Origin of the sequence: Candidatus Chloroploca asiatica, from assembly GCF_002532075.1 — a bacterium.
GTDB lineage: Bacteria > Chloroflexota > Chloroflexia > Chloroflexales > Chloroflexaceae > Chloroploca > Chloroploca asiatica.
The window spans coordinates 21,735-35,704 of the sequence record NZ_LYXE01000126.1 but is presented as its reverse complement, the minus strand read 5'-3'; the positions used below and the strand labels follow the sequence as shown (position 1 = coordinate 35,704).

At 56.7% G+C, this 13,970-nt stretch carries 13 protein-coding genes; all 13 read right to left on the bottom strand.

Features of this window, described 5'->3' with window-relative positions; genetic code table 11:
• Window positions 1-244 precede the first annotated feature (244 nt).
• The 13 genes from A9Q02_RS16490 to A9Q02_RS16425 all read right to left on the bottom strand — a co-directional run bounded on the left by A9Q02_RS16490 (window position 245) and on the right by A9Q02_RS16425 (window position 13,704).
• A complete protein-coding gene (locus A9Q02_RS16490) occupies window positions 245-1,294 on the bottom strand; it encodes a glutaminase (protein ID WP_172451068.1) in 1,050 nt (349 codons plus the stop codon).
• Window positions 1,291-2,472: a phenylacetate--CoA ligase family protein gene (locus tag A9Q02_RS24350; protein ID WP_172451066.1), complete on the bottom strand. Its 1,182-nt coding sequence runs from the start codon at window positions 2,470-2,472 to the stop codon at window positions 1,291-1,293. Before A9Q02_RS24350 ends, A9Q02_RS16490 begins: the two co-directional genes overlap by 4 nt.
• A gap of 198 nt (window positions 2,473-2,670) precedes the next feature.
• Window positions 2,671-4,017 (bottom strand): hypothetical protein, encoded by a 1,347-nt coding sequence (locus A9Q02_RS16475; RefSeq protein ID WP_097654181.1) that lies wholly within the window; start codon window positions 4,015-4,017, stop codon window positions 2,671-2,673.
• Between the two features lie 31 nt (window positions 4,018-4,048).
• Window positions 4,049-5,203 (bottom strand): ECF transporter S component, encoded by a 1,155-nt coding sequence (locus A9Q02_RS16470; RefSeq protein WP_097654180.1) that lies wholly within the window; start codon window positions 5,201-5,203, stop codon window positions 4,049-4,051.
• Between the two features lie 20 nt (window positions 5,204-5,223).
• Window positions 5,224-5,988 carry a MinD/ParA family ATP-binding protein gene (locus tag A9Q02_RS16465; protein ID WP_097654179.1) on the bottom strand — a complete coding sequence of 255 codons (765 nt, stop codon included), beginning with the start codon at window positions 5,986-5,988 and terminating at the stop codon, window positions 5,224-5,226.
• 27 nt (window positions 5,989-6,015) lie between these two features.
• A complete protein-coding gene (locus A9Q02_RS16460; protein ID WP_097654178.1) occupies window positions 6,016-6,840 on the bottom strand; it encodes a MinD/ParA family ATP-binding protein in 825 nt (274 codons plus the stop codon).
• Between the two features lie 41 nt (window positions 6,841-6,881).
• Window positions 6,882-8,144: a PP2C family protein-serine/threonine phosphatase gene (locus tag A9Q02_RS16455; RefSeq protein ID WP_097654177.1), complete on the bottom strand. Its 1,263-nt coding sequence runs from the start codon at window positions 8,142-8,144 to the stop codon at window positions 6,882-6,884.
• A gap of 10 nt (window positions 8,145-8,154) precedes the next feature.
• Window positions 8,155-8,577: an ATP-binding protein gene (locus A9Q02_RS16450; RefSeq protein ID WP_097654176.1), complete on the bottom strand. Its 423-nt coding sequence runs from the start codon at window positions 8,575-8,577 to the stop codon at window positions 8,155-8,157.
• A gap of 93 nt (window positions 8,578-8,670) precedes the next feature.
• Window positions 8,671-8,994, bottom strand: a complete 324-nt coding sequence (locus tag A9Q02_RS16445) for an STAS domain-containing protein (protein ID WP_097654175.1) — start codon at window positions 8,992-8,994, stop codon at window positions 8,671-8,673.
• Window positions 8,995-9,005: 11 nt separating this feature from the next.
• Entirely contained in the window at window positions 9,006-11,132 is a 2,127-nt protein-coding gene (gene glgX / locus A9Q02_RS16440) for a glycogen debranching protein GlgX (RefSeq protein ID WP_216361541.1), read from the bottom strand.
• 22 nt (window positions 11,133-11,154) lie between these two features.
• Entirely contained in the window at window positions 11,155-11,490 is a 336-nt protein-coding gene (locus tag A9Q02_RS16435) for an STAS domain-containing protein (protein ID WP_097654174.1), read from the bottom strand.
• A gap of 140 nt (window positions 11,491-11,630) precedes the next feature.
• Window positions 11,631-13,442, bottom strand: coding sequence for an AGE family epimerase/isomerase (locus A9Q02_RS16430; RefSeq protein ID WP_172451070.1), 1,812 nt, complete (start codon window positions 13,440-13,442; stop codon window positions 11,631-11,633).
• A 49-nt stretch (window positions 13,443-13,491) separates the two neighbouring features.
• Window positions 13,492-13,704 (bottom strand): hypothetical protein, encoded by a 213-nt coding sequence (locus tag A9Q02_RS16425; protein ID WP_097654172.1) that lies wholly within the window; start codon window positions 13,702-13,704, stop codon window positions 13,492-13,494.
• Between the last annotated feature and the right edge of the window lie 266 nt (window positions 13,705-13,970).

Here is a 13,970-nt window from a genome sequence, read left to right as displayed (position 1 = left end):
CAGGGCACCCGCCAGGGCACCCGCCAGGGCACCCGCCAGGGCACCCGCCAGGGCACCCGCCAGGGCACCCGCCAGGGGTGCCCCTACAGGGCCGGGGGGCGGGCCCGGTGTAGGGGCACCCCTGGCGGGTGCCCCGCCCCGGTACGGGTACCCCTTGCGGGTGCCCCGCCCCGGTACGGGTACCCCTTGCGGGTGCCTCGTTGTATCCGGTTTCGCATAATGCAATCGCCCTAGTCTAACCTGGCTACGGCGTTGACGAACGCGCCGCTGCGGCAGATCCACGCATACTGAGTGCTTCCTGGAGTTTGGTGCGTTGTTCGGGCGGAGCGAGCATATGGAGGCCAAAGTGATCCGTGAAGGCTTCGCAGGCCTTGATGCCGCGCAAGCTGAGGCCCTGGTCATTCAGGAGCGGCGAAAAGACCGCCAGGCCCAGTTGCCCCGGTACCACCAGCATCATCGCGCCGGTACTGCTGCCCTCGGCAGGCAAGCCAACCCGATAAGCCCAGTGGCCGGCCAGCGCATGCATACCACAGGTATACATCACACTCAGCACATCGCGCACATAGGCCGGGGCAAGCACCTCTTCATTGCTCACCGGATTGCGCCCCTGGTTGGCCAGGGTCGCCGCCATCATCGCGAGATCACGTGTATTCACCAGCAGGGCCTGCTGCTGAAAGAAGAGATCGAGCGTCGTTTCCAGCCCATCAGCGAGCAACCCACGTTCACACATCAGATGGGCCAGAGCACGGTGGCGATGACCAGCAGCGCGGCTTGCCGTAAAGATCGTCGCATCAATGGCGAGTTCACGGTGCGCAAGACGGCGAAAAAAGGCCAGATTCTTCTCGAGACGCTCGGTGACACTCGCGCCACGCAGCAACGCCATCGTTGCCAGCGCACCCGAGGCGACCAACGGATTGGGCAACGGCAACACCGCCTCATCGCTCAAGCGAAACCCCTCGTGAACGGGCTCGACCCCGACATGCGCCAGAATCGCGTCTCGACCTTCTTCCATCAAGGCCAGACCGTACACAAACGGATGCGCCAGCGCCTGCATGGTAAACGCCTGCTGGCTATCACCGCTTTCATACAGCCGCCCTTTGGTATCAACCACACAGAGAGCAAACCAGTTCGGATCGGCCCGCATCAACTCGGGCAGAGTCGCGGCAAGATGGCCATCAGACAACGGGGCCAGTTTGCGGTGCAGATCTGCAAGCAACGTCCGCATCGGAGACGTGACCGTCTTCATGCCACGAACGAGAGCCGTCAAATCATCAGAGTCGGTTTCGCTGCTCATGATGTGGTTTCTCCTCTGGTCATCGATCCTGCCGCCTCGCCCGCCCCGGAAGCAGCGCCCAGCAGCGACTGAATCGGGATGTGTTTGCCCGAACGGGTTCTGGCAATAGACGGCACGCATTCCACGCGAACCTGAAAATGGTGGCCGAACGTCTGGCAAAAATGCTGGGTAACAAGGGCATTGTCACGTTCAGCCTGATAGTGCTGGCCGGTGACAAGCCGTACCCTGACGCTATGGAGCTCTTCCTGGATGATCTGGAACTCACGAACATCAAGTGCCAGCTTCAGCACCAGATCGTACGACCAGTCGAGGATCCGCCCCGACGGGATATCGGGGGCATTGGCTTGCTTGAAGGCCGTATTTTTGCGTCCCGACAATTCAGCCAACACCGGAGCCGTCTTGCCACACGAACAGGCGTCATGGTCAGCCGCGATCGCCATATCGCCCTGACGATAGCGAATGATCGGCATCGCCGCATTGATCAAACAGGTTCCAACGAGCTCGCCAAGTTGACCAGGCGCCACCGGGCCATCACAATCAGGATGGAGCAACTCGATATAGGAACAATCCTGGACAAGATGATAGCGTTTGTGAACACACTGCTGGGCAATGCTGGCGAGTTCTTCGGACGAATACTCATCGAAGACCGGGCAGCCAAAGACCGCGGCAAAATAATCGCGTTCCTCTTGCGTCGCGTGTTCTGAATTGGTGACAATGACCTTGACACCCAGGGTAGCACACTGCGCCCCATAGAGCGTAACGAGCTCGCGCAGGATCGAGGGATAGATCGCCAGAATCGCCGGACGCAGGCGGCGCATCGTGGCAAAGATCTCGGCGGCTGGGCAGAGATTATGGACATAGTAAACCCGGTAAAAGCCCCCCAGCGAGCGCACCGGATAGGGCGACGTATAGACAAGCAACTCGCGATCGGTTGGTTGATAAGCAGGATAAAACTCTTTGAGCATACGCATAACCTGCAACGCTTGCGTAATAAAATTCTGGCTATCGAGATAGACCGACACAAACTTCCCCGACGATCCCGAACTGCGCGAGACGATCAAGCGGTCGCGCCGGATACGCCGATCAATCATCGCCTCGCCATGGGCAATCAACTCGTCCTTGGTCACGGTCGGCAAGGCCTTGAAAGCCTCGAAGCTCTGGATATCCGAAGGATGCATACCTGCGGCTGCATACTTTTGATGATAAAACCATGTATGATCATAGGCAAGTGTAACCAGTTTTTGAAGTCGTTTCAATTGATATGCTTTCACTATTTCTTGATCAAGAAAAGGAAAGCGTGCCACAGCCGGAGAGAACAGGGCAAACTGAACAAGCAAAGCAAGATGTTCGCGCCATGAAAGTGCACGCATAGACGTTTAGAATTCCAATTGATCGAGCACACTCCGCCGATGCTGGCGGCGCTTGAGCCGCCAATTGAGCATACTCTGGTCATAACTGCGATAGAGTTGACGCGCCAGCATCAGGGCAACCAGCGCACTGATCGTGGCAATCCCAAGATAGAGACTACGCCCCACCAGGGGCGCAAGCCAACCCTGCTGCATCAGCAGCACCACCCCTCCGGTCACGAGACAACTCAGGATCGAACCCGCCGGATAGAGATAGCCCTCCATAAAGGTACTGACACGACCACGGCGTTGATCAGGGATCAGGCCCTGGAAGGCCTGGCGCGCCGGCTGATCAATGCCCGTCAGCACGAGACGGATGACGTAGTTGCCAATGATGGCGCCGGTCAACATCAAGCCACCCACGGGCGCAATCCAGAAGAGCATAAGCAGCAACGCCAGGAACATACTGCCAGGCATCACAGCAAAAATCCCTTTGAACCCGGGCTGTTTGAGCAACCAGGGCGTCAGGAAGGCCTGGATCACGAGCAGCACCGGAACGCTGGCGATTTTGAAAAGCCCATAAAAGGTCTGCAACTGGCCCGGGCCGGTAGAGTGCGCCGCCAGGTCAACCAGAAATTGATACTGGATCGTATTGAGCGCAAAACCCATCAAAATCATGATGAGCGCAAGAAAACGATACGCTGGCACCTCGCGGACAAACTCGAAGCCCTCTTTGACCATATCTCTCACGTGATCACCGGCCTCCGCAGAGGGTGGGGGCAGCGTCAGACGGGGGCGTATCACCGCAAGCGCCGCTGCCCCGAGCAACAGAAGCACCCCATTGAGCACCAGCAGCAGATGCGTCGCCTCACCAAGCCACTGACCAAGGGCGGCGGCCAGTGCATTGCCAACCACGCCACCGATAATCACCGACGCCGACAAGAGCGGAAAGAGCCGCTTGGCAGCAGCGACGGAAAAGAGGTCATTCGCGAGCGTCCAGACCAGCAATGGCAGCAGTGTCCACTGCTGTTCGGTAAAGATCGCCAGCAAGCCATAGGTAAGAAAGGACGGCGCACCGGCAACAAAGAGCGCATACAAGGCCAGGTAGACCAGACTGGCCCCAAAAAAGAGGGCCACACCGAGCCAGACACGGTCAATGCGATCAACCACAAGGGCATAGAGACTCGACGTCACCATCGCCACCAGCATGACCGTTGCCCAGACCACCAGGATCTGATCAACGCCCACCTGACTCACAAAGCCACTCGTTGCAATCACCTCGCTCGACTCGAGCACCAGCGTATTCGTAAAGAGCAAAAAAGCCAGCAAGCCCACCCGTCCGAATTCACCAGGGAGGAGGAGTTGTCGTTTCAGCATAAGCACCCGGCTTTAGTTATGTCATGTTGGGCTATTCATTGGTCGAGGCAGGCTGCGCCTTGCCACGTTCACGCATCGCGCGTGCCTTTTGCTTCAGATCACGGAAAAAGTCAGTTTCAACAATCTCTTTGACCTGATCGCTGCGTTTATGTTCATCAATCATGATCTGGAGTTCCTGCACATGCTTGCGCAACTCCTGCTCGCGTTGGATCACCTCCTGAGCCATCGTGCCAAAGACCCGGCTCAACTGCGCGATTTCATCGTCACCTGTGGTAGCCTTCAACGTCTCGGCCTGAGCGAGTGTGAGCGTATTTTTTTCCATCGCACGGGCAGACGCGCTCAACTCGATCAGTGGCCTGGTCATGCTCTGCGCCATCAACGCCGCATTGGTAAGAATAAAGACCGTGGTCATCAAAATCGTCACGGCCAGTTGAAAAAAGACCCCGCCAAAGGCACCCGACCACCCTCCATTGAGGCGCGCATTTGCTTCAAGGAGAAAGATGCTAAGCATAATGATCGGCACGGCCGCCGAGATCACGACGGTGAGCAAGACGCGCTGCATCAAACCAGCGCGCAACATCGCTGGCCCATAGAGGTGACGATACGCATAATTAAAGAGCAAGATCGGCACAATAACGGCCGCATAGATCCAGTTAATCAGCACCAGAGGAAGATTGTCACGCGCAACCGTCTGCCAGATCGTCGTCTGATCCTCATAGACAAAGACAAAGGGATCGAGCACCGCCGCAAAGAGACCGGCGCCAACAACAGCGAACGACGTCAACGCGAGCGCTTTCAGCAAGCCTTCCCGCGTCTGATAACACCACTGACGCAGCACGGCAAAACCGGGGATCAGGCCCAACAGTCCATTCGCAACTTGCCAATTGATCTGCAGGCTCGCCGCCAGCGCCCGGGGCGAGGAAGCATCAAGGGGAAACTGGACAAACCCGGTAAGCGTATCAGCCAGCAGATTGCCCCCAAAGCCCACCACAAACCCGACCAGCGGGCCAAAGGCAAACCCGAAGAAGATCGGGATCGCCACCCCGGGGCGCAGATTACCTGCAATCGCACTTGAACTCGTCGTCGCAAAGACAGTCACCCACGAGGTGGCAGCATAGAGGACTGCACCCAGAAGGGCCATCCGCACCAGAAACCCCCATCCAGGTTGTGTTGCAGGGCGATCCATCACATCCCCTTGAACATTGTCTACGCGATGAGCAACGATGCCAGCCGTTCGAGCCGCGCCGTCATCGGGTGGTCGGGATATTTCAAAACAAAAATGCCTGAACTCGACAAGACCATCATTTCGTCAGAGTGGGGCAGAATTGCACCAACACGACAGTTATAGGTCTGCTCGATCTTCTGCTGCACATGGTCAAAGTCAAAGACCGGCGGCACCTTGTTGACCACCAGAAGCAAATTAGGCACCTCAAGCTTGCGGGCGACCTCGACCGTCACACTGGTGCCCTGATAATCCTGGTTATCGGGGCGCATAATGATCGCCAGTGCATCCGAGATCGCAATCGAGAGCAACGTCTCTTCATTAAGACCAGGGTGGGTATCAATCATCAACACATCGAGTTGCAGATCTTCGAGCAATTGTTGAAACCCATCATTGAGCAAGCCTACATCATAGCCCTCGCGGAGAATCTTGGCGATTTCACCTGCCTTGATACTCGACGGGATCAAGAAGACCTGCCCCTTGAGACCGGGCTTGAACTGTTGCAAAATCGAGGTCACATCCATCGCTGCGTCTTTAATTTCGCACTTGCCCCAGAGATAATCGTTCAGCGAGCGGCTGATATGCTCTTCATCCAGGCCAAAGAGCACATGGATGCCCGGCGACTGAATATCAGTGTCAACCACCCCAACCCGGAGGCCACGCTGAGCCAGGAGTGCGGTGATATTCGCGGTCGTATTCGATTTACCGGTGCCACCACGAAACGAGTGGATCGAGATAATCTTTGACATAGGTTGCCCTTCTCTGTTTCACTATGCTTAACCGGGCGGTTGTTCGATGGACTGGAGCGGATCAACGTGGGTGAGCAAGGCCTCGGCGAGATGCTCAAAGACACGGGTGATCGCATGCTTGGGATACCGCAACACAAACAGGTCGGCACTACCCAACGCGGCAAGTTCGGGATGATACGGAAACAACGCCAACACAGGATGGCGATACGTCTGAGCTAACTCTTGTTTGACCCGTACCGGATCAAAGAGCATACTGATCTGATTGACCACCTGCACAATCTGGGGGACCCGCAGCGTCTCGGCAATATCAACCGCCACCGCCGTCCCCGCATAATCGGGCTGATCAAGCCCAAGCACCAGGACGAGCGTCTGAGCAACGGCCAGCGAATGCATCGCCAGCATACTCTCTTCTTGAATACCGGCATGCGTATCAATCAAGAGCGTGTCAAGCTGCAACGACTCTGCCGTCGCGATCAGATCATCAGTGATCCGCTCGATCCGAAAGCCAGTCTGCAACAAGGCCGCACGATCACGGAGCCGCGGACTGGCCGGCATCAGCCAGATGGAACCTGCCTGAGGCAGCATAACAGACGCAGGCGCAAGCTGCCAGTTGGGGGTGACATCATACCAGGCGTCCATACCTTCGCAGCGCTCAAGCAAGAAGTCGTTGAGGGTGCAGCCAATGGCCTTGGCCCCGAGGCCAAAAAAAGAGGTCAGCCCACCCTCCTGCACATTGGCATCAAGCAGGCCAACCCGTTGACCACGCCGAGCGAGCAGGGCGGCAGTATTGGCGGCGAGCGTCGATTTGCCGATGCCCGCACGAGCCGAATGAAAGACGACACACTCAACCATCAATGCACAGTCTCCCTTTGGGGATGGATCATGATCAAGCCTCAGGAGGCGATCCGTTGAACCGCCAGCATAGTAATGTCATCAAACTGGTCAGCACTGGCAATATGGGCCTGAAGATTGCGTTCGAACCGATCGAGCACCTCGGTCGCCGACGCGGCTGGCTGGGCCAGGAGTTGAAGCAGGCGCTTTTCGCCAAAGAACTGACGCTCGGGGTTACGAGCATCAGTGACCCCGTCACTATAACAGAAGAGGATCTCACCCGGATCGATCTGGGCATGGGCAATGTTAAAATCGGCCCCGGGGATCAAGCCTACCGCCGGCCCGGTCATCGCGAGCTTCGTGCGCACCCCATCAGGGCCAACGATCAACGGCGGACAATGGCCCCCATTCGCATAGATCAGCGCACCGGTCACTGGATCAAAGACGCCGAAAAAGAGCGTGACGAACATATTCATATCCAGATGGTTGTCGGTGATATAGTTGTTCGTCAGCACCATCGCATTCTTGAGCGAGGCCGCCCCAATCGTGGGGAGAGCCTGCCGCCCCTTTTCGCGCCGTGCGACCGGGGTAAAGGTATCCCCCGAACCCCCAAGCACGTTGGTCCAATCACTCAAGCTATAGTGCTGCTGGGCAAAAGCCCGCACTAGGCTTCGCGACAAAGACATAAAGAGGGCCGCCCCAACCCCTTTGTCACACACATCGGCAATCACAAAGCCAACGCGCCGGTTCTGGGTGAGCATGAAAGCATCATAAAAATCGCCCGCGACCTCACGCGCCGGATGAAACCGGGCCGCGATCTCCCACCCTGGAAGTTGCGGCAACTGACTGGGTAGAAAACCGAGTTGGATCTGGCGGGCAATCTGGACATCACGCTCGATCTTCAACAAGGTCTCTTGCTGATCATCATTCTGTTGATGTTCAAGCAACGTACGTTGCGCCAGCATGCCCTGCACCCGCGCCTTGACGACCGGGGGCAAACACGAAGCCGGGATATAATCAACGGCCCCCATCTCGAAACAGCGGGCCAGGCCAGGGTCACTATCGTCGGGCGCAATCATGAGCACCGGTGTCATCATGAGCGCACCAGTGGCGCGCATCCGATCCAGCACCTGGTAGCTATTGATCGCCCCCCATAAGCCAAGTTCAAGCAGGGCCAGATCAAAACGCTGGGTCTTTAATACATCAAGCGCTGCGCGTCCATTGTCGAGGGCCGTCACCACATAGCCGAAGGCTTCAAGCTGGTCGCGGAGCAGATTACGTCGCTCGGCTTGTTCGTCAATGATCAGGATCGTCTGGGCCGCCATAGCTCCACCCTTATGCTTGCAGAGGTCGATACATCACAAAAATATTGCGGTTCATCTGATCAACATATTCGTAGTTGAAATGGTCAACACCTTTGAGCGCGAGATAGACCCCGAGACCACCAATATTGCGCTCTTCGAGGGGGCGATCCAGGTCTTCAGGTTCGGGCCGTTCGCGGGGGTCAAAGGGGCGCGCCCGATCTTCCAGGATGATCGTCAATGTGTCAGCTTCAATCGCCGCTCGAACGATCACGTCGCCCGTAAGCCCGACCTCGGTGTGACCGTAGTTGATAATATTCGTCATAATCTCGTCAACGGCCAGGCGTAGCCGATAGGCCGCTTTGCGGTCAAGCCCGGCCTGAGACGCTGCCTCAACCACATATTTGCCGACAGCATCCAGTGAATCAAGATCGGCTGGTACAGTGAGCACGTGCATAGGTTGCTCTCTTGAGCGAGGCTACCCCAGGTGACCACACCGGCGCAGCCTCCACTCGGTATCGCTCACGCAGCAAGCGTCGTCGCATTGCCCTTAGGCTTCATCATAGCTCTCGACCATGATCACGCTGTTGTGAAAGCCCGTCATCGTGATCGTTTCCGCAACCGTCTCTTGCACGCCAACCATATAAATATCGACATTCGCACCCATTTTCTGCTTGGCAAAAGCAAGCGAACGAAGACCAGCACTCGCCATATATTCTAATTCGCTCATAAAGAGCACGAGGCGCGTGACCTTGGCAGCGGCGGCCTCTTCGATCTTCGCCCGAAATTGCGGGGCGACCGCAGCGTCCAGTTCGCCCGCCAGCGTGATATGCGCAACCTCGTTGTTCAGGGTGAGGGTACAAGTAAAGGCCATGGTTCTTCCTTTCATTCGTGTCCAACCAGAATGATCACACTCCGTCCACCAACCAGCAGTTCGTGCTGCGGCTCAAGCCGTGGTTCGCTGCCGGGTTCATACGCATCAGGGACAGCCCCCGTATTGGCAAAGAGATGCCAATGCATCCCTTCGGGCAGACCGGGCAACTCAAATGGCAACGCATCCCAATACATGTTCGCCGCCACATAGATATAGTTGTCAGTGACCGTCCCGCTCTTCGCATGTTTGCCGCAGAGCATAAAGGCAATGATGCGACTCGTCCCCGACCAGTCGGACTGCCAGGCGCGGGTACCGTGCCACGTAATGTCGGCATAGCCGCTGCCAACATAGTCATAGTTGCGCAGGTGCTCGCGGTTGCGCAGGACAGGATGGGCATGGCGGAAGGCAATGCACCGCTGAACAAAGCGCAACAGTTCGGCATTGCGTTCGACCAATCCCCAGTCGAGCCAGTTTAGCTCGTTGTCCTGGCAATAGGTGTTATTGTTGCCCTGCTGACTATGCCCAATCTCGTCACCCATGAGGAACATCGGTACCCCATGGCTCACCAGCAGCAGCGCAAAGGCGTTCTTCATCTGACGCATCCGCAGGGCATTGACCTCGGGGTCATCAGTTGGTCCCTCGACCCCACAGTTCCAGCTATGGTCGTCGTTGCCCCCATCGGTATTGCCCCAGCCATTGGCCTCGTTGTGCTTGTCGTTATACGAGACCAGATCGGCGAGGGTGAAACCATCGTGGCAACAGAAGAAATTGACCGACGCGGTCGGCCCACGCCACGCATACAGGTCAGGCGAACCCTGAAGGCGCTGGGCGACGGCGCCGATGAGATCCATATCGCCCTTGAGAAAGCGGCGCATATCGTCGCGATACTTGCCGTTCCACTCGGCCCAGCGCCCATACGCGGGGAAGGAACCGACCTGGTAGAGACCACCGGCGTCCCAGGCTTCGGCGATCAATTCACACTTGGCCAGGATCGGGTCATACGCCAGACTCTCCAACAGCGGCGGGTTCGAAAGCGGAATGCCGATCGGGTCACGCCCCAGAATGGCCGCCAGGTCAAAACGAAAGCCATCAATATGGTATTCCGATGCCCAGTAGCGGAGGCAGTCGAGCACCATGTTGCGCACGAGCGGGTTGTTGCAGTTCAGGGTATTGCCGGTACCACTGAAATTCCAGTAGTAGCCATCGGGCGTGAGCATATAGTAGGTTTTGTTATCAATGCCACGAAACGAGATCATCGGCCCCATCTCGTTGCCCTCGGCGGTATGGTTAAAGACGACATCAAGCAACACCTGAATGCCATTGGTGTGCAACTCGCGCACCAGCGCTTTGAACTCGTCGACTTGCATGCCCAGCCGCCCGGTCGCCGCATACGCCGCTTTGGGGGCAAAAAAGCCGACCGTGCTATAGCCCCAGTAGTTCAGCAGGAGCTTGTCCTCTTCCCAGGGATGCGGACGGCTTCCATCGAATTCATCAAACTCGTAGATCGGCAGCAATTCGACGCAGTTGACCCCCAGCGCTTTGAGATAGGGAATCTTCTCGCGAATAGCGGCGAAGGTACCAGGGTGCTTGACGCCCGACGAAGCGTGACGGGTAAACCCACGCACATGCATCTCGTAGATAATCAGGTCTTCGCTGGGAATCTGCAACGGGCGGTCGCCCTGCCAGTCAAAATCATCAAAGGTAAGACGGCCCCGATAGTGATAGATATTGCTCCAATCGGGAGGCACACCCCAGACATCACGCCCGCCAATCGCCTTGGCATACGGATCAAGCAGGATCTTGCTCTGGTCAAAACGATGGCCGGCTGGTGGATCAAAGGGACCATCCATGCGGTAGCCATACTCGATATTTTCATAGTCAAGATCAAAGACAATCATCGCATAGACATTGCCAATCCGAAACTCCTCGGGAAAGGGAATCTCGGCATAGGGTTGCGGCTGACCTTTGACAAATAGCACCAGCGTACAGGCCGTCGCATGGCTCGAATAGATCGAAAAATTGACGCCGCCCGGCACCAGCGTCGCCCCAAACGGCAACGGCTTGCCGGGACGCAACCTGAAGCCGTTGTAGGTATGCGTCGGATTAATATCAATGCGTTGCAGATCTGCATTACTCATGAGCGTCCCTTTGCCTCAAGCGTTACTGAGCCAGCGCCGCCTCAGCCGCCTCGACGGTATCGTAGAGCGTAAAGTAGGTCAAAAAACCGGTGGCCGACATTGTATCCTGCAGATCCTCTGAAAGCCCGGCCAGCGCAAGAGTTGCCCCCGTGCCCGTGGCCTGCCGATAGAGCAAGAGCATCAGCCGTAGACCGGCGCTCGACATATAGGTCACCTGGCTCATATCGAGCAGCACACGACTCCCCCCCTGACAGAGCGGCACAATCCGCTCTTGAGCTGTCGGCGCCGTCTTGCCATCAAGTTCACCCACAAGGGTGGCAAGGGTAAGCTGGTTGCGTGTCGTAATCGTGATTTCCATGAGACTCCTATCCATTGAGGGCTGACGCCCTGCAATCCGGTGCTTCGCTGGTCACCCAAGCGAGCGACTCAAGCTTGGGCGACCAGTGAACCGAAGATGCCTGAGGGTCGCTGGCCCCCAAACTCCAACCGGTCAGAGGCTTAGACAGGGACGACCGTCACCTTCACCCGCAGCGAAGTCTCGCTGGCTGGCAAGGTAACCGTCAGCGCCGCCGGATCAAAGTGAGCATAGGGCTGATCATCAATCCAGACCTCATCAATCCGAATACTGCCGGGCGGCAGGATATCAGGCTGGACGCGCAAGATATTATCTTTGAAGCCACCCGGTTGTGGCTTGAAGTAGAGCGTCAAGGGCTGTTTCGTGATCAGCAGATTAGTATAGACCGCCGAGAGGTAGCAGAGTTCGGTGGAGTGGTACGCACTCATCGAGTGGCTTCCCTTGAGGCGTTCGGTTCCCGTCAGGTAGGGCAGGCCATTGGCAAGCACATTGAAGTAGACACCGCCATCGTCGTGATCGAGGAAGAAGGCATTGTAGAACGAGGCCGACTCACGGGCGAGCTTCAGGTATTCGTCATCTTTCAGGATGCCGTGGAGAATCAGGTAGGCGAGAATGGCCTGTTCTTGCTGCCACCAGGCTTTGCGGTCGTGCCAGACATGGCGGTAGTGCTCTTCACCTGGGCGGAGCACCCGCTCAACCACGTCATACCAGCCACCACGCTGCTGGTCACTGCCCGCCGCTGGCATCAACTCGGCAATCTTGCGCGCCAGAGCTTCATACTCCTCTTTGGGCTTGAGGCTCTGCATCCGCATCAGGTTCCAGGCGATCTTCAGGTTGTGCCCAACCACCGCACGGTTCTGCTGCCAGCCCCAGGCTGTATCGTGGCTCCAATCCTCAAAGAACTTCTCTTGCACAAACGGGCTATGCTCGTAGTCGGGGAAGTAGCGCGCAATCGTATCAAAGGTATTTTCGAGGAAATCGGCATAGCGCTGCTCACCCGTCGCCAGATAGAGGTTGATCAGGTACGCGGGGGCGTGATCACCGACCGAGTTCCAATTCTTGCGCGCCCGGTTGTGGTTGAGCGTCTCGGCCCGTGGGTCGAGCGAAATCGGATCAATATGCGAGAAGTAACCGCCTTGCTCGCGGTCAATATAGTATTTATCAAAGAGATCAATGGTCTTTTCGGCATCATAGAGGATGCGTGGATCACCCGTGATGCGATAGGTCTGAATAGGCCCGGCTAGCGCGTAGATCTGCTCGTACATCGGCAGCGAATCGTAGTCATCGCCAAATTCCGAGGTGAGCAACTTCTGCTCGCGGTTGCCGGTCACCTGAATACCGTGGTACCAATAGACCAGATCCTCATCGGGATCATAGAAACGCATATGCTCGCGCAAATAGACGGTACCCTTCTCAGCGGCTTCGAGGAAATGCTCCTGGCCGGTCAACATATAGGCCGAGGCCAGACCATAGACCATCCGCGAGATGGTATCGGTCTCTTGCAAAAAGTCACCCTTTTTGGTACCCCCGAGGTGCAAGAAGGTACGATAGTTGTGGTAGTCAATCGCCTCGTTGGGATAGTTGAATTGCCAGCGTACATAGCTATCGGCGATCGAACGGATCTGATTGACCCACCAGTCGGGCTCTTCCTGGCGGTACGCGGTCGGGCTATCACCCGGAAAGACCAGGAACTTGGCTTCAAAGGTGTAGCTATCCCCCTTGGGATAGAAGATCCCGTGGACATGCAAAAACTGGCCGGGGGCAAGCAAGCTCCCAAAGCGACCCGTACAATCCATGTACGACTCTTCGAGATTCTGCATGATGCGTCCATAGGCCGCCGGCGTGAGCACGACATTGAATTCACGTCCATCACTGGTCTTGAGCGTAAAGCTCTTTTCGCTTCGGTTGAACTGCGTGACATAGCCTGAGATTGTATCGGCAAACGAAAACCGCATACTGTCCACATCAAGCTCCTTGCACAATAGACTCGGGTGTTGCTACCCCTCACACCTCGGGGTTCTTCTCTTCACCGTCAGAACCACAATCCAGCTGTGTCTTGAGAAAGGCTGTCAGGCTATCAAGGTCAGGAAAGCCATGGCGCTGCCTGGTCTTGGGATCTTCAATGGTGAAGTTCCACTTCGCCTGCGATGGCTCCTTCTGACTGCGCTCTTGCCAGCAGCGAAGCAGATAGACCCGGTACTCTGGTAGTTTTTCCATAGGCGCTATCTGGCGGCTGTTCATACATACGGTATACACGATGCAAACGCATTTCACAGCCCTCAAGGAAAGCTGCTTTTTCTTGCTGCAACGTAAGCGATGCCCTGGCCGAGCAATCAGAGTCAGTATGGCGAGACGTCGTTAAGTGATCGTTCAGACAATCCCACTCGATCGGCCAGAAACGTTAAGAGACCGCCTTGCTTTTTCTTAACGATCTCGCCGTAAGGCCAGCTAACCAATTAATGCTGGTTTAACGCTCACCGAAC